We start from the raw sequence: 15452 nt of genomic DNA, 5'->3' as shown, positions 1-15452 counted from the left end.
ATCCCCACCTTCCTCCGGTTTGTCACCGGCAGTCTCGCTAGAGTGCCCAACTAAATGATGGCAACTAACAATAAGGGTTGCGCTCGTTGCGGGACTTAACCCAACATCTCACGACACGAGCTGACGACAACCATGCACCACCTGTCACTTTGCCCCCGAAGGGGAAGCTCTATCTCTAGAGTGGTCAAAGGATGTCAAGACCTGGTAAGGTTCTTCGCGTTGCTTCGAATTAAACCACATGCTCCACCGCTTGTGCGGGCCCCCGTCAATTCCTTTGAGTTTCAACCTTGCGGTCGTACTCCCCAGGCGGAGTGCTTAATGCGTTTGCTGCAGCACTGAAGGGCGGAAACCCTCCAACACTTAGCACTCATCGTTTACGGCGTGGACTACCAGGGTATCTAATCCTGTTCGCTCCCCACGCTTTCGAGCCTCAGCGTCAGTTACAGACCAGAGAGCCGCCTTCGCCACTGGTGTTCCTCCATATATCTACGCATTTCACCGCTACACATGGAATTCCACTCTCCTCTTCTGCACTCAAGTCTCCCAGTTTCCAATGACCCTCCCCGGTTGAGCCGGGGGCTTTCACATCAGACTTAAGAAACCGCCTGCGCTCGCTTTACGCCCAATAAATCCGGACAACGCTTGCCACCTACGTATTACCGCGGCTGCTGGCACGTAGTTAGCCGTGGCTTTCTGGTTAGATACCGTCAAGGGATGAACGTTCTACTCTCATCCTTGTTCTTCTCTAACAACAGAGTTTTACGATCCGAAAACCTTCTTCACTCACGCGGCGTTGCTCGGTCAGACTTTCGTCCATTGCCGAAGATTCCCTACTGCTGCCTCCCGTAGGAGTCTGGGCCGTGTCTCAGTCCCAGTGTGGCCGATCACCCTCTCAGGTCGGCTATGCATCGTTGCCTTGGTGAGCCGTTACCTCACCAACTAGCTAATGCACCGCGGGTCCATCCATCAGTGACGCAAAAGCGCCTTTCAACTTTCTTCCATGCGGAAAATAGTGTTATACGGTATTAGCACCTGTTTCCAAGTGTTATCCCCTTCTGATGGGCAGGTTACCCACGTGTTACTCACCCGTTCGCCACTCTTTTTCTTTCGGTGGAGCAAGCTCCGGTGAAAGAAAAAGCGTTCGACTTGCATGTATTAGGCACGCCGCCAGCGTTCGTCCTGAGCCAGGATCAAACTCTCATAATGATTTGTTTGAATGACCATACGGTCATTAAGCTCATAAAAATTAACTTTGCTAGCTATTGCTTGCATGTATTTGTTTCAATAAATTGAAACGTCCTACACATTGGTTCGTTTGCTTGCTTTGTTCAGTTTTCAAAGGTCTACCGTGCTGTGTTAGCAACTTTTATATCATATCAGAGTGACAGTTGATTGTCAACTCTTTTTTAAAAGTTTTTTTCGCTCGTTGTTTTTCAACTTCGCAGCGGCTGTCTCAGCGACTTCATTAGAATAACAAATGATTTGTTATTTGTCAACAACTTTTTTTAATTAATTTTGTTGATGTATCAACATCGATTAACTGTTTTAAAATTGCGACTTCGTTATAATATCATCTGTTTCATTTTTGGTCAAGTCTTTTTTTGAAGTTTTTTCAAAAGCATTTTTGACCCGCTGACTCAATTGCCAACGTTGACTAATTTACCATTCTTCTTGACTCAGGTCAAGGAAATATTTCATTTTATTTACAAAAAGTTTTCAATAAAAAAAGACCGTCATAACGGTCTTCAGTCTTTTCACTAGTATACAGTTGCTAAAAGAACGGAACGCCTTCAATCTTATAGTCTTCGATGATCTTACGAAAGATATTGGGCTCTTCCCACGCATACCCTTCTGGCAGCTGTTGCGTTTGTCCTGCTTCTTGTGTTTCAAAAACAAATAAAGGAATGTTTTGCGTATCAATGTTGCCATTTGTGAGTTCAACGAGTTCGATCGCTGTCACATCAAGGTGGATACGGTCTTTAAACAATTGTAAGATCGTAGCCAAGCCGGTTTTATCTTCAGAAAAATCCGTTGACGCTAATTCCGCAGTGCCTTCGTGTATTTGCATCAAAAATCGTTTCGAACCATTTGTTAAGTGCATCATAACTGTACCCGCTACTTTTTTGGATCCCAAAATACCCACCTCAGTTATTCATCTGTTTGTAAACTAATTTTAGCACATTTTCAGAAAATATGCACGATTATCTGTTGCTGTTTTCTTTTTCTAACATTTCTTTAGCTTCTTTCACCCACACTGGTAAAGCTTCTCCAACCGTACGGAAACCAATCCGCTTATTCTTATTTGTAAAGTAGCGTTTACGCTTAAAGGGTGGCTGAACAAAACTTGTTTCCAATGTACGGCGGGACAAACTGATCTTTTGGCTGTATTCGTCAATATCAATGATTTGTACATGGATTTTTTGGCCGATCTGTAAGACTTCATGGATATTTTTAGTAAACCCGGATTGGATCTCTGAAACATGGATCAAGCCTTGCGTTTCTTTATCTAACGAAACAAATGCACCATAGGGTTGAATCCCAGTGACTGTTCCTTCTATAATGTTCCCGATTTGATAATTCATAGTCTTTCCTCTCTTTTCCACTTTCATTATACTTGAACTAGTGGTAGATTTGAAGCATCAGAAACAACGTTACACAATATAGGAGGGAAACGCATGATCAATTTTGACAAAGTTCATCCGCGCTTAAATACCAATAGCGTCAAATGGGATACGATTGCAAAAACCTATAAGGAAGAAAACTTATTGCCGCTTTGGGTAGCCGACATGGATTTTCTGGCACCAGAACCAGTGAAAAAAGCTTTAGAAAAAGCAGTTGCCCAAGGGATCTATGGGTACTCCACCATCCCTGATTCGCTGCTTGAATCCATCATCGATTGGCAGCAAAGACGTCATGGTTATACCATCAATAAAGAAGCGATCCTTTTTAATAGCGGTGTCGTCCCTAGTATTGCACTAGCGATCCAAAGTTACACCCAAGAAGGAGATGCCGTACTGATCCACGATCCGGTCTACCATCCCTTTGCCCAGGTTGTCAAAAACAATCAGCGTACCTTAATTCAAGAACCGTTACTGGAAAAAGATGGCCACTTCGTCATCGATTTTGAGGCGATGGAACAAACCATCATCGAAAAGAAAGTAAAATTGTTTCTTCTATGTAATCCTCATAATCCTGGCGGACGCGTGTGGTCAAAAGAAGAACTCCTGATGATCGGCCGGATTTGTCAAAAGCACCAGGTGGTCGTTGTCAGTGATGAGATCCATCAAGACATCGTTTTTGCGCCAAATCACTTTGTCTCTTTCCAAACAGTCGAGCCAAGCTTTGCCGATTTTTCGATCATTTTGACTTCAGCAACCAAGACCTTTAATTTAGCTGGGATCAAAAATTCGATGGTATTTATCAAAGACCAAACCTTGCGCAGCCAATTTGCAAAAACACAGGAACGTAACGTTCAAGGGGAAATCAATACGTTTGGTTTGGTCGCTACTGAAGCAGCGTATCGTGAATCTCAAGCATGGTTAGAAGAACTATTGTCCTACTTAGAAGCAAATCGCACCTTTGTCTGCGACTTTTTGACTGAACAACTCCCAGCAGTGACGTTTCAAAAGCCCGAAGGTACTTATTTGATCTGGCTGGATTTTTCTGCCTATGGCCTAACGGATAATCAGCTACAAAGAAAACTGATTAAAGAAGCCAATGTCGTATTGAATCAAGGAAATATCTTTGGTCCCCACGGCAGTCACCATATGCGGCTGAACTTTGCCTGTCCTAAAGAGCTATTAGAAAAAGCACTCAATCAAATCGCCGCTGCGTTTAAAGACCAACCGATCGATTAACGCTTACGTGTAAAAAAAGAACCCTAAAGCTGCCATTTCAACGGTCTCCTGAGGATGACCGTTGAAACTGCTTTTGGGTTCTTTTTGTTTTATTCGCTGATTTCGATCGTTTCGATCACTACATCGTGCACCGGACGATCTTGTGGTCCCCGTTGCACGCCAGCGATTTCATCAACGACTGACATTCCTTCGATCACATGACCGAAGACTGTGTGACGGAAATCTAACCAAGGAGTACCACCTGCTTGATACGCTTCGATGATTTCAGCTGGATAACCAGCACCTTCTAATTGACCTAACATGTTGCTAGGAACATTTTGATTGTTTACGATGAAAAACTGGCTGCCGTTAGTATTCGGACCAGCGTTTGCCATGGATAAAGCGCCACGAAGATTGAACAATTCTTTTGAAAATTCATCTTCAAAGCTGCCACCATAGATGCTTTCGCCGCCCATCCCTGTACCAGTTGGATCGCCGCCTTGAATCATAAAATCAGGAATGACACGGTGGAAGATGATCCCATCGTAATACCCTTTTTTCGCTAATTCAACGAAGTTTTTCACTGTTTTTGGTGCCAATTCTGGGAACAATTGTACAACTACATCCCCACGATTGGTTTTGATGACTGCTTTATGGCCAGTTTGTTTTTCTAATGCTAACTGTGGAAATTCAGACACATTAACTCCTCCTTCTCTCTCATAAATCCATGATAGCAGAAAATTGAAAAAATGCTAGTTTGGATAATTTTTGCTATAATAAAGCTATTCGTACACTACGAACACGCTTCACCCCAACGTGGTTAGAAAAGAGGAATAACATGGATATTTTTGATATAACGATTATCGGCGCGGGACCTAGCGGGATGTTTTCTGCTTTCTATGCCGGTATGCGTAACGCCAAAACCAAAATCATCGATAGCTTGCCGCAATTAGGCGGTCAGCTTGCTACTTTATACCCAGAAAAATACATCTACGATATCCCAGGTTATCCGAAAATCAAAGCGGGCGATCTTGTCCAAAACCTGGAAAAACAGTTGACGACCTTCAATCACCAATATTGTTTAGAAGAAACCGTCTTGTCGGTCGAAAAACAAGAAGACTATATCGAAGTCACTACCGACAAAGGAATCCATTACTCGAAAGCCGTGATTTTGGCTTTAGGAAACGGCTCCTTCCAGCCGCGCAAACTGACTTTGCCAGAAAGCGAGCGGTTTGAAGGATACGGCTTAGACTATTTTGTCACCGATTTGATGAAGTATGCCGGACGCAAAGTAGCGATCGCCGGTGGCGGCGATTCTGCCATCGATTGGGCATTGATGCTGGAGCCGATCGCTAGTGAAGTCTACTTGATCCATCGCCGTCCTGAATTTCGTGCTCATGAACATAGCGTCAGCAAATTACAAGCTTCTGCCGTCAACATTCTGACTCCTTATGTGATTCAAGAGCTCCAAGGAGAGCAACGTTTGACTGGTGTCTCGTTGCAGCAAGTCAAAGGTGATGAAACGGTCAGCCTTTCATTGGATGCTTTGATCGTCAATTACGGTTTTTCTTCCACATTGAACATCAAGGATTGGGGCATGAAAAGCAGCCGCCAAGGAGTCTTCGTCTCTTCAGATATGAGCACGTCTGTTCCTGGGATCTATGGCTGTGGGGATGTCGTTTTATACGATGGAAAAGTCGACCTGATCGCTACTGGTTTCGGGGAAGCCCCAACTGCGGTGAACAATGCACTCCATTACATTGATCCCAAAACGCGGACGCAACCCGCCCACAGTACGAGTCTTTTTAAGGAGTAGCTGAGATGAAACAAGTTGGTCTTGCCACCTATACTCTCCCTTTACAGGGGGAGACCCTCACTGAGCAAATGGTTCAGTATCTGGAAGCCTTCGATCATGCCGAAACGGCGGTCCACAATCTAGCCGTTGCCCAAGAAGCCAAAGGATTGGCAGAACGGTTTCAAGTCAATGCGGATAAAGCTTACTTGGCAGGACTGCTGCACGATGTCAGCGTCGTCATCCCTAATGACCAGCGAATCGCCTTGCAGATAGCAGTAGGCGAACCGATCTTAGATGCGGAGCGGCAAGCACCTTTTTTGCTGCATCAGCAGCAATCCGCTTTGTTGGCAAAAACGGTTTTTCAGGTGTCTGATCCAGACATTCTGTCCGCCATCAGCTGTCATACCACCTTAAAGGCCCAATATAGTCGTCTCGATCTGATCGTTTTTTTAGCCGACAAAATCAAATGGGATCGCAAAGATCAAGCACCTTTCTTAACCGGTTTATTAGAGCGCCTCGATGATTCCTTGGAATCTGCCGCTGGCTATTATATGGACTGGCTCTTTGCCGGTGACTTAGTGGTCCCCCATCCTTGGGCAGTGGCAGCCAAAGCAGAACTAGCAAAAACCTGTGCTTCAATGGATGTCAGAAGGGACTAAAACCCAAATGGCATTGGCTGCAACTGGAATAAGGCACTACTTATGATTGCAATCCATCAGTCGCATGTTGACTTTTGAATAAACTATTTTTACATGGAGGGGAACTATATGGTATTAGAAAGCAAAACACTTGAAGACAAAGCAAGAGAATTGTTGGCCGACCGCGGTGTCTCACTGCAAGACATCGGGGAATTGGTGATGTTCTTGCAAAAAGATTACATTGAAGGCATCACGTTGGAGATGTGTATCGAAAGCGTCAACGCTGTCTTAAGCAAGCGGGAAGTCCACAACACGATTTTGACGGGTGTCCAATTGGATATTTTGGCAGAAGAAAATCAACTGCTGCATCCACTGCAAGAAATCGTCAAAGAAGACGAAGGGCTTTATGGGATCGATGAGATCCTCGCACTATCCATCGTCAATGTGTACGGCTCCATCGGTTTTACTAACTACGGATACATTGATAAAGTCAAACCGGGCATTTTGAAAGAACTGAATAAGCACGACGGTCCCCGCGTTCACACCTTTTTAGATGATATCGTAGGTGCCATTGCCGCTTCTGCCGCAAGTCGCTTAGCCCATCAACACCCAAGTAAATCTCATTACATTACGCAATAAAAAAAGACCGACGATCCGCCTTCTTCAAAGGAAGTGGATCGTTGGTCTTTTTTTCATTACGCTGTTTTTTTCAAGCCTCGTTTTCCCCACCAATAGAAAGCAAAAAAGAAGACTTCAATCAAGACAAAAAAGAGAATAAAGCAATGCATGAAAAACGTTTCTGGCAATACGTTGATGATCGGATCGGTGGCTGGATTAAATAGCCAATCGTCGTTACTGAAGAAAATCTCATGGAACGTAACGAAAAAGCGATCAAAGCCGACTGCCATCAAAAACCCGAAAATCAGCGGCAATATCATCCCCCATTGAAAAGGACGAATCAAGCGCCATTGCTGTTGGTTTTGTCGTAGCCGATTGACGAACCAGATACTGGGCAGCAACGTGACGATCATCACAGCATAATTTAATAGAAACAACTGTTTTACATCGTAGAAATGACCAGCCCCCGCTTCAGACATTGGAAAATCTGGCAAGGCGAGCGTACTTGCAAAGGGATTGTTTAGAAAATCTAACAATAAGCCATAGTTCTTCAACAACTCTTCTCTTGTTAGCGAGGTATAATCCAGCAGATTTAAGTGATCGACATCAAACCAATATAACGGTCGAAAATTGATCGTTAGGGTGATCGCTAGACTGACCAAAAACAAAAACAAGCAGACAAATCCTAAGCGTTCAAGCCACACTTGTTTTTTCATTGTTCAAAATCCCACTCATCTAAAGAATCAACCACATAGGTTGGTGCTACCGGTAATGTCGGCACCGCCGCTTTCGGGGTAAAGCCAGATAATACGAGCAAAGAATCGATCCCGTTTTGGATCCCCGAACGGATATCCGTTTCGTAATTGTCCCCCACCATCAAGACCTCTTCTTTTGATAAGCCGATGTGTGCCACCGCTTTTTCCATAATGATCGCTTCTGGTTTGCCAATAAAAATCGGTTGCATTTGGGTGGCAGTCTCCACCATTGCAATCAGTGAACCCGCACCTGGCAACAAGCCTCTTTCCGTCGGGATATTTTTGTCTGGATTGGTCCCGATAAAGGTAGCTCCTTTTTGGATCGCTAACGTTGCTAAAACAAATTTTTCATACGTCACGTGGTTGTCTAAACCAACCACGACATAATCCGGATTGGTTTCTTCCCACTCAAACCCAGCAGCTAAGATCAAATCGATCAACCCCGCTTCGCCGATCACAAACACTTTGCGGCCTTTGCCATGGTCTTTCATAAAATCGATCGTTGCCAAGCTTGCGGTATAGATCGTTTCTGGTGCCACGTGAATCGAAAATTCATCCGCCAATCGCTGTGCCACGACTTCGGGACTGCGGGTCGTATTGTTGGTCACAAATAAATAGGGCAGTCCTTTTTCTTGTAAGGATTCTACGAAGCGTTTCCCAGCAGGGATCGGCTCTTTTCCTAAATAAATCGTGCCGTCTAGATCAATCAAATAGCCTTTATATTTCATCTTATTCTTCCCTTTGTCGAATCGTAAACTCTTTTTTGCCTTTTTTCACCGTAGTTGTTTCGGTTTTTTTGACGTTTTTTTCTTTTGGTTTACGATTTTTGATCGTTGGTTTGCTTTTCTTCTGCGGAATTGCTTCACGCTTTTCTTCTATATGTGCGTTTTGTTGTGTAGTTTGATTTTGATTCGTTTGAGCTGGCTTTTTCTTACGTCTTCGGGAGGTACTTTTTTCTTTCTTGCCGCCAACCCTCTGGATCACGAAATAGGCACAACCGAAGTTGCAATACTCATACAAATAGTCTTCCAGCATGTCAATACGCTGATCGGGTAATGCTTTGCGGTTATCCTTTTCAAAAAAGCCTTTCAAGCGTAGCTGTTCATAACCCCAATCACCTACGATATAATCATAGCGTGCCAAAACTTCACTGTAACGCTCACCAAGTTTTTCAGGATCGAAGCCTTCACGATAATCCATGACCAATTTGTATTGTCGATTGCCAATCATTAATTCTTCATCATTCAACAAAGTCACCAACTCGCCTTTTTGCGGTTGTTTCGCTGGTTCTTCAATAATTTCTTCTAGTACAGATGTCATTTCATCTGTGATCGTTTGTTTTTCGGTCATTTTTTCACCACCTGCTGTTTATTATACCTTGTTTTATTCCTCAATGATAGTCGCGGTTTTCCTCAAAAAACCACTGGAGGAGTACCAACTACTGAATAGGGTATTTCTGACTCAAGTAATCACCGACCACCGTCCGAATAAAGTCTGGAAAAAGAAACTCAACAGTTCCAGCAATCTCGATCGTCGGGAAAAACGGAATAAACAAGTAGTGATCCACAAGAGTCAACGTGTAGCTTTGAGAGACATCAACTGGTTCTTGCTTCCACAAAACTTGGTGATTTTTTTCATCAAAGCGAATGCCTTCATAAACCAGTTCACCAAAAATCTTCCCTCGAAAGCCCATCCCCATAATTGGGAAATTGCGCAAAAAGTTGCGATTTTTTTCCATCTCTAAGACCAATCGAATGACATCCGCGCCTTGCAGCGTCACTCGAATCAAATGCATCGGATGGGGCAAAATCGTGTGCAGCTGATCTTGATCGACCCGTCCTTGTGGTAAATCATCTAAAAATAGCCCCGTATTTAAGATGGCGGCATCCGTCTGTCCTTTGGCACATAATGCCAAAAGAGCCTCCCGAACCAAGGAATGTTCACTTTGCCAATCCCTCGTAAACGCTGCTGGAATTTCTGCCACCTGATTTGCCCGCAGCAAGCGATGGCCGATCGATAGATATTCGGCGATCTCTTCCTCATCTTGCGGAAAAGCCACCAACGAATCCGTCGGAATCACACGTGCGCGATGCTTGATCGGGCGGTGGTGATCATCTAAGACCACTTCGACTTCGCCAATGTTAAAACCAAACTTGCCAGCTGCGCCAATTTGAACCCCATTGATGACTTCGCCCTTTTCAAACAAATGGTGCGTGTGGGAACCTAATATAACATCTAACTCTGGAAAGTCCCTCGCAATCTGGCGGTCAGCATTGATGCCTAGATGGCTCATCAAGACCAGCAGATCGACCTCGGGGCGCAAATGCTGCACCAATGAAGGCAAAATCTCCAAGGGTTCGCGAATGTCCCAACCGTTGGGGGCATATGTTAGCGGAAACGGTGCCGTAAAAGCGATCAAGCCGATTTTGGCTCCTTGATTGCTTTCCATGATTTTGTATTCTTGTGCCCACTTTGGCGGACGCAAATCCTTTTTATCAAATAAGTTGCCTAAAATGACCGGAAATGCTGCTTGGTCATACAGATGCTGCAAGACCTCTTTGGGATTGCCGACTCCCTCATTGTTCCCAATCGTCACCGCATCATAATGCCCTTGATTCATCAAGTCGACATTCGCCTTGCCGTCAGTTGCTTCTGTCAAAGGATGCCAGCGATCGACAAAGTCGCCTAAGTCGACCGCGATCACTGTCTCTTCGGTCGTATCCGCTTCTCGTTTTCTTTGATCCAAATAACGCCGCATCTTCGGCCAATGTTCTAGGTGGGAATGCAGATCGTTGGTATGGATAATCGTAATTTTTTCCATTGTGCGCCTCTTTTCAAATACGTCGCCTGAAATCACTATCCGTTTCTCTTGGCATCAAGGGTTGCCAGTAGAAAGACGACGGAATTCTCTACAAAATAAGCATAGCATAAAATCTCTGGGAAACCATTGGAATGCTTGGAAAAGAATGGTGACTTTTTGTAAAAAAGAAACAGTTACAGCGACAGTTGTTCAAAAGAAAAAATCACTTTTCTGACTGTAAAAAGGAAAGTGATTTTTTCTGGTTATTTGGGGGAATTGCAACCGATAACACGGCGGCGGCAATTTGTTGAAGCGAAAATAAAGAGTTCTTGAAACGACGATTCTATCGAATATCGAGAGCAGGTATTCCATGTTTCAGTTCGTCAGAACTACTGATTCTTTGAGAGTACAAAAATCGCCAACGGAAAAGTTATCAGAGTAAGGTTCTAAACAGGAATAAAGCCTTTGTATCAAAAATACAACTTACCCCTCTGAGAGCTGCTATCGATTGCCTAGATTTAAAGCAGAATACAATTAGAACAGCCCTTGGTGTCACAAAGACTTTCAGACAATAAAAAAACCTAAGACAGTCTGTCTCAGGTTTGAATGATCATCGATTCAATTAGTACTACTGCTTTCTTCAAAACAAGCAGTTTTTCAATCAGACACATGGAGAATCCTGCTTAGTGCTGCTTCCTTCCGGATCTGACACGCTTCACAAGACCTCCATTGTCCTAGCCTTTCGGCAAAACTTAGTATAACGTATTTCGTTAGAGATTGCCAGCCTTTTTTTGTTTTTTCTTTTCTCGTAATGCTCGGAAAAAATCTGTTAGCAGCTGGCCGCATGCTTCTTCTAAAATGCCGCCTTCCACATAGGACCAATGGTTGAAGCGCTCATCTTCCAATAAATTCATCAATGTACCAGCAGTGCCGCCTTTGGGATCGTAGGCACCAAAATACACTTCTTCCACCCGTGCCAATAACATCGCCCCACTGCACATCGGGCATGGTTCCAAGGTCACAAACAGCTGCGCTTGTTCTAAGCGCCAACTTCCGACAGTGCGACAGGCTTCCTCGATCGCAAACATCTCCGCATGCGCTGCGGCTTGTTGCTGCGTTTCTCGTAGATTGTGCCCACGACCAATGATTTTGCCATCCAAGACGACGACAGCACCGATCGGTACTTCTGCCAAACCTTCTGCTTTTCGGGCTTCTTTGATTGCTTCTTCCATAAAGAACGCTTTTTCCTCGGCAGTCAAGGTACTTGTTTTTTCCACGACTTCACTTTCACTCCTCTACCTCGCACCATTTCGTGCATTTCCTTGTTAGTATAACGAAAAACGCTTAGAAAGACGAGAAAAACTCGCAAAGACCGATGTCCCTGCGAGTTTCAAATGGAATGATTGGCTTAAAAGACGGAATCAACAAAGCTCGTCAACTTGTCTTTGACATGTTCTGTCGAATCTTTGATGTTGTCTCCGTAAACAGAGATTTTGTTGCGGCCCTCATTGACTTTTTTCATCACACCTAACAACGAATCCAATTCATTGTCAGACAAGCCGTCTACGACATCCAACAATTTTTCATTGCCGTTGAATTTGTCATCGACAAATTTCTTTACTTTGTGTCGGTTGCAAGCGAAGCGTACTTTATTGAATACTTTGTCTGATACAACGACGGCAGTAGTGATCCCAGCGATCGCTGCAATGCTTAATCCAATCGTTACTTTTGATGATGTTTTCATATCGATCAGCTCCCTTATTTTGCTACTTCCATCATAGCACGAGGACTGAAATAAAAACACTATTTCGTTTAAATCGCTTTGAATCTTAATCCTTTTGGAAAGAAGTTTTTCACAGTTCCTTGGACTTGTTTTCCAAAACCGACGGGGATCTCATCGACTGTCAAAATCACCCATCCAGCATTTCCTGGCACGCTCATGGTTTCACCTGCCACATACTGCTGCCATTGCGGCAAAGTGATCGGCACTGTCGGTGCCCCTTCTTCTGCATGGATCGCCAATGCCAACGCATAACTAGGTTCGATCCGATTCTTCTTAACGACGCCGACATGCAAACCTGGGCGCATAAACTTGATCCCTTTTAAAGAAGGCATTTCTTCAGGAACGAGCCAGAGGTTTTCTCCTAGCAGCTGAGGTGTCGCATTCAGTGCCTGTAAAAAAGGAAACTCCTTGTGAAAGGCTTGCCACAACTTTTGAGTCGTTGCATCCAATGGGCTCTTGGCTGTCGCTCCTTTGCCTTTTTTCTTCTTTTTCACTGGCGCTGCTTCTGCTTGGGAGGTCAATTTCGCAGCGAAATGACCTTCTCCTTGGTTTAAATGCGGCCATAAGCGGATGGTTTTCTCGATCCCAGATGCAGCTCCCCACTCGCTGCGCCCATGAGATACATTGGCCAAGTCGATCGCTTCGATTGTGAAGGGATACTCCTCCATTAACCAAGCCATCATCGCTTCGTTTTCTTCAGGGGCAAAGGTACAGGTGGAATAGATCAGCTGGCCCCCCGGTTTTAGCATCGCAACGGCTTGTGCCAAAATGTCTTTTTGCCTGATCGCACACTGATCAGGTGTTTCTGCCTGCCATTCTTCTAAGGCGACGGGATCTTTACGAAACATCCCTTCACCAGAACATGGGGCGTCCACCACGATCTTGTCAAAAAACTGAGGAAAATGGCGGCTCAATTCTTGTGGAGCCTGATTGGTGACGACTACATTCGGAAAGCCCCAACGCTCCACATTTTCTGATAGGATTTTGGCACGCTTCGGGAAAATCTCATTTGCTACAAGCAGCCCTTTTCCTTGTAATTGGCTTGCCAGCTGCGTTGTTTTGCCTCCCGGTGCCGCACATAAATCTAAGACCCGCTCCCCTGGTTGAGCGGCTGCGATCGTTGCCACGATCATCGCACTAGGTTCTTGGCTGTAGACATAGCCAGCTTGATGGAGCAACGAACGGCCTTTGACTTCGCCAATATAAGCCGCTTCTGCATAGGGGGCGGGTACAGCAGCTGGTCCATATTTTGCCAGCATCGCTTGTGCGTGCGGCTTAGCAACATTCAAGCGAAAGCCTTTGACTGGCTGATTATCGGTTAAAGCGGTAAAAAAAGCTGGTGCTTCTTCTCCTAGCAACCGTTGGTATTTTTCAATAAATGGTGTTGGTAATTGCATACTACCCCTCCTCGGCTTTTTTATTCTAGCGACTGAGAAGCAATTATGCAAGAATTCCTTGAGCAAATGGCAAAAAAACTGCAGCTGAGTGAAGTGGGCGACTAAATCGCTTCGACTTCTCTTTGCTGCAGACCTTTTTTTATTTAAAAATCGCTTTTTTGACACTGCTTTCGATGAATGGCTGAGAGACACGGTTGTCCCAGAATTTGATCAGTGGGCCCACTAAAAAGGCACTGATGAAGGTTCCGATCCCGATCGGCCCGCCTGTGAAAAGTCCAATCAAGGCAAAGGCAACGTCTTGAATCACCCGCACCACTCGATAATTGGCTTTCGTCTGATCGACGATTGTTGGGGCGATCGCGTCATAGGGGGCGCTGCCCAAATTCGCTGACATATAAAATGAAGCTCCGAAGGTAAAGAAGATGATCCCGATCAACAAGAACAAACCTTGCTGCCACCAATTATTCGGACCGACGGATAACCAATCAAAAACATTGGTATAAAAGTCGATGAAGAATCCTGTCAGCACCATATTGATGACCGTCCCGATGCCGATATGGCGACGGCCAAAGATAAAAATCAATACTAGGACAGCGATATTGATCATCAATTGATAGACCCCAAGGGATAACCCTAGCAGCTCGCCGACACCGATATTGGCTGCTGTGTATGGGTCTAGCCCCACTCCGCCAACCCGCAGCAATGCCGCCCCGAATCCTAAAATGGCGACACCAATCAACGCATAAAGCGAGCGTATTCCTGTTTCTTTTTTCATTAAAATTTCCCCTTTTTTCTCATCTGTTCTTTCAAGTATAACGAGAAAAAAGCAAAATGGGAATTTCAACGCTTCACAGGGCTTTTTGTATGGAAGGGATCTGGCTTAGTCATCTCCTTTGCTTCTATATGAAAAGCCAGCGGCAATAATCATTGCTATTGCGTATCTTAGTTTTCGTTTCTTACTGATACGCGTGCCTCGTACATTACTCGGGCTTCACTGGAACCATCACTTCAAATATCTGCAATTCTTTTTGTGTGGTAAAGACTTCATCTTGCCATAACAATTCCCAAACATCGCCATCGATTTTCAACTGCTTCTCTTTTAGAAAGGCTTGGATGCGGTGGGTAAAAGCGGCAATTTGTTCTTCTCCCTCACTGACAAATCCAGAAACATACGTACCAGCGGGACGTGTGATGATCAGCTTTTCCGGATAGAGATGTAGCCGATCTTGGGGAATCAAGATCAATGCCCGATAAGGCGATGCGTGAAAAGTCTGATCCTCCAACGTCGTTCCTGCACTTAAAAAGCCGATGGGATAGCCACTGAAGGCATCTTTATAATCCACTAGCGGATAAAAACGGGCGTACACTTGATAAGCAGATTCTGGATCATCGCCAGCGATCTCTTCGGAAACGATAAACGCCTCTGCTTCGTGCTGCGCTATCGTAAAGGTCTCAAAATCGGCTTTCTGTACTTTTTCATAGCGCTGGATGTAGCGATCGAAGGTTCGTTCCAATTCTTGTAGCGCAGCGATTTTGTCACGGACTTGTCCTCGCCGTTCCACAAGTTCCTTTTGCGTGTATTCCGGGTTGCGGTTTTTCAAAAATTGGCGAATGTCTTGCAAGGGCATGTCTAAAGAACGCAACATCAAAATCACGTCTAACTCAAGGCATTGTTCAAAGCCGTAATAGCGATAGCTGTTTTCACCAATCGATTGCGGTTTGAACAAATCGATTTGATCATAATAAATCAATGTGCGCCGACTCACGCCAGCATAAGCGGACATCTCACTGATGGTCAATTGTTTTTTCAAAAAAATTTCACTCCTTGCT

16 protein-coding genes, 1 rRNA gene and 1 other RNA gene (1 of these 18 running past the window's edge) are annotated in these 15452 nt (G+C 44.6%); 4 read left to right on the top strand and 14 right to left on the bottom strand.

Annotation, left to right across the window (positions count from 1 at the left end; translation table 11 throughout):
- From IGJ26_RS03130 to IGJ26_RS03120, 3 genes are all read right to left on the bottom strand, one after another.
- Positions 1 to 1206 (bottom strand): 16S ribosomal RNA (locus IGJ26_RS03130) (it extends 354 nt beyond the left edge of the window).
- Positions 1207 to 1771: 565 nt separating this feature from the next.
- A complete protein-coding gene (locus IGJ26_RS03125) occupies positions 1772 to 2134 on the bottom strand; it encodes a hypothetical protein (RefSeq protein ID WP_008378091.1) in 363 nt (120 codons plus the stop codon).
- A gap of 67 nt (positions 2135 to 2201) precedes the next feature.
- Entirely contained in the window at positions 2202 to 2582 is a 381-nt protein-coding gene (locus tag IGJ26_RS03120) for a CvfD/Ygs/GSP13 family RNA-binding post-transcriptional regulator (RefSeq protein ID WP_087665110.1), read from the bottom strand.
- Positions 2583 to 2675: 93 nt separating this feature from the next.
- Between IGJ26_RS03120 and IGJ26_RS03115 the strand changes: the two genes are divergently transcribed.
- Positions 2676 to 3857, top strand: coding sequence for a MalY/PatB family protein (locus tag IGJ26_RS03115; protein WP_429947388.1), 1182 nt, complete (start codon positions 2676 to 2678; stop codon positions 3855 to 3857).
- Between the two features lie 89 nt (positions 3858 to 3946).
- Here IGJ26_RS03115 and IGJ26_RS03110 read toward each other — a convergent pair whose 3' ends face one another.
- A complete protein-coding gene (locus tag IGJ26_RS03110) occupies positions 3947 to 4534 on the bottom strand; it encodes a peptidylprolyl isomerase (protein WP_005227659.1) in 588 nt (195 codons plus the stop codon).
- A gap of 140 nt (positions 4535 to 4674) precedes the next feature.
- Between IGJ26_RS03110 and IGJ26_RS03105 the strand changes: the two genes are divergently transcribed.
- The 3 genes from IGJ26_RS03105 to IGJ26_RS03095 all read left to right on the top strand — a co-directional run bounded on the left by IGJ26_RS03105 (position 4675) and on the right by IGJ26_RS03095 (position 6908).
- Entirely contained in the window at positions 4675 to 5652 is a 978-nt protein-coding gene (locus tag IGJ26_RS03105; RefSeq protein ID WP_008378083.1) for an NAD(P)/FAD-dependent oxidoreductase, read from the top strand.
- A gap of 5 nt (positions 5653 to 5657) precedes the next feature.
- The gene (yqeK, locus tag IGJ26_RS03100; protein WP_087665108.1) at positions 5658 to 6290 is read left to right on the top strand and encodes a bis(5'-nucleosyl)-tetraphosphatase (symmetrical) YqeK; all 633 of its coding nucleotides are present in this window, start codon (positions 5658 to 5660) and stop codon (positions 6288 to 6290) included.
- A 108-nt stretch (positions 6291 to 6398) separates the two neighbouring features.
- Complete coding sequence (locus IGJ26_RS03095) at positions 6399 to 6908, top strand: phosphatidylglycerophosphatase A family protein (protein WP_005227653.1); 510 nt, start codon at positions 6399 to 6401, stop codon at positions 6906 to 6908.
- A 56-nt stretch (positions 6909 to 6964) separates the two neighbouring features.
- Here IGJ26_RS03095 and IGJ26_RS03090 read toward each other — a convergent pair whose 3' ends face one another.
- From IGJ26_RS03090 to IGJ26_RS03045, 10 genes are all read right to left on the bottom strand, one after another.
- Entirely contained in the window at positions 6965 to 7603 is a 639-nt protein-coding gene (locus IGJ26_RS03090) for a TIGR01906 family membrane protein (RefSeq protein WP_008378077.1), read from the bottom strand.
- The gene (locus IGJ26_RS03085; RefSeq protein ID WP_008378075.1) at positions 7600 to 8370 is read right to left on the bottom strand and encodes a TIGR01457 family HAD-type hydrolase; all 771 of its coding nucleotides are present in this window, start codon (positions 8368 to 8370) and stop codon (positions 7600 to 7602) included. Before IGJ26_RS03085 ends, IGJ26_RS03090 begins: the two co-directional genes overlap by 4 nt.
- A gap of 1 nt (position 8371) precedes the next feature.
- Positions 8372 to 8992, bottom strand: coding sequence for a YutD family protein (locus IGJ26_RS03080; protein WP_005231988.1), 621 nt, complete (start codon positions 8990 to 8992; stop codon positions 8372 to 8374).
- An 88-nt stretch (positions 8993 to 9080) separates the two neighbouring features.
- On the bottom strand, positions 9081 to 10463 hold the full coding sequence (locus IGJ26_RS03075) for a bifunctional metallophosphatase/5'-nucleotidase (protein WP_016619940.1): 1383 nt from the start codon (positions 10461 to 10463) through the stop codon (positions 9081 to 9083).
- Between the two features lie 633 nt (positions 10464 to 11096).
- Positions 11097 to 11183: signal recognition particle sRNA small type (ffs, locus tag IGJ26_RS03070), an RNA gene on the bottom strand.
- A 29-nt stretch (positions 11184 to 11212) separates the two neighbouring features.
- The gene (gene tadA / locus IGJ26_RS03065; RefSeq protein ID WP_015509027.1) at positions 11213 to 11719 is read right to left on the bottom strand and encodes a tRNA adenosine(34) deaminase TadA; all 507 of its coding nucleotides are present in this window, start codon (positions 11717 to 11719) and stop codon (positions 11213 to 11215) included.
- Positions 11720 to 11850: 131 nt separating this feature from the next.
- Positions 11851 to 12186, bottom strand: coding sequence for a hypothetical protein (locus IGJ26_RS03060; protein WP_005227636.1), 336 nt, complete (start codon positions 12184 to 12186; stop codon positions 11851 to 11853).
- A 68-nt stretch (positions 12187 to 12254) separates the two neighbouring features.
- Positions 12255 to 13622: an RsmB/NOP family class I SAM-dependent RNA methyltransferase gene (locus IGJ26_RS03055; RefSeq protein WP_034878061.1), complete on the bottom strand. Its 1368-nt coding sequence runs from the start codon at positions 13620 to 13622 to the stop codon at positions 12255 to 12257.
- Positions 13623 to 13761: 139 nt separating this feature from the next.
- Positions 13762 to 14397 (bottom strand): YczE/YyaS/YitT family protein, encoded by a 636-nt coding sequence (locus IGJ26_RS03050; protein WP_228100639.1) that lies wholly within the window; start codon positions 14395 to 14397, stop codon positions 13762 to 13764.
- Positions 14398 to 14602: 205 nt separating this feature from the next.
- Positions 14603 to 15406 carry a MerR family transcriptional regulator gene (locus tag IGJ26_RS03045; protein ID WP_016611256.1) on the bottom strand — a complete coding sequence of 268 codons (804 nt, stop codon included), beginning with the start codon at positions 15404 to 15406 and terminating at the stop codon, positions 14603 to 14605.
- Positions 15407 to 15452: the final 46 nt, after the last annotated feature.

This window comes from Enterococcus sp. AZ095a (genome assembly GCF_050546735.1).
Lineage (GTDB): Bacteria > Bacillota > Bacilli > Lactobacillales > Enterococcaceae > Enterococcus_D > Enterococcus_D entomosocium.
The sequence above is the reverse complement of the archived record's forward strand: the minus strand, read 5'-3'. Positions and strand labels throughout refer to the sequence as shown.